Origin of the sequence: Vibrio ruber DSM 16370 (assembly GCF_900163965.1) — a bacterium.
GTDB lineage: Bacteria > Pseudomonadota > Gammaproteobacteria > Enterobacterales > Vibrionaceae > Vibrio > Vibrio ruber.
On the sequence record NZ_FULE01000089.1, the window covers coordinates 1 to 920 of the forward strand.

The window sequence follows — 920 nt, forward strand, 5'->3', positions numbered from 1 at the left end:
ACAATGTCAGGAAAAAACTATGGGGACTTTGAACTTCCGTCTTGTCAGTGGTGTCGGTGAAGCCTTGGTCGTCCGTGATTATCAGGGACATGAATCTATCTCTGATTCATTGGATGCACAGGGAAACCCGGTGTATGGCTTTCGCTATCACATCGAGCTGGCCAGCCGCGATTCCGGCATCAGTGCCGGGCAACTGGTTGATACCGCAGCCGTGCTGGAAGTCATCCGCAATGGCGAAGTGGTGCAGCAAGTCCACGGCATTGTGCGCAGCTTCAGCCGCGGTGATACCGGCCATCATCACACTTATTATTCCCTGACACTGGTGCCCGCGCTTGAGCGGTTGTCACTGCGCCACAACAGCCGGATTTTCCAACAAAAAACCGTCCCTGAGATTCTGGCGATGCTCCTCTCGGAAATGAACATCACCGACTACGCCTTCTCCGTCAAACGCGAATGTGCACCGCGGGAGTTCTGTGTTCAGTATCGGGAGACCGATTTAGAATTCTTCCACCGGCTGGCGGCAGAAGAAGGCTTAATGTACACCTTCAGCCACGAGGCCGAAAAACATACCTTAGTCGTCACCGATAACAGTGCCGGATTTACTCAGCTGGGCGGCAGTGTGCCGTATAACGTGCTGTCCGGTGGTGTGGCTGACACCCCGTATGTCTCCGCCATGCGTGAGACCAAACAGTCCGAAGTTACCGAAGTGACGCAGCGTGACTATAGTTTTAAAAAGCCCTCTTACAGCTTTAAACAGTCGGCACTTGGCAGTGACATGGCCTATCAGTTGCCGGACTACCAACACTACGATGCACCGGGGCGCTATAAAGACGATGCCAGCGGCAAAGCCTTCAGTCAGATTAAGCTCGAACATCTGCGCCGCACCAGTCATACCGCAAGCGGTAAAAGTAACGAAGCCA

General features: G+C 53.6%; 1 protein-coding gene. It reads left to right on the top strand.

Annotated features, from left to right (window positions below; translation table 11 throughout):
- Positions 1-19 precede the first annotated feature (19 nt).
- Positions 20-920, top strand: a 901-nt coding sequence (gene tssI, locus VR7878_RS20370; protein ID WP_139344185.1) for a type VI secretion system tip protein TssI/VgrG, incomplete at its 3' end; no start/stop codon positions are given.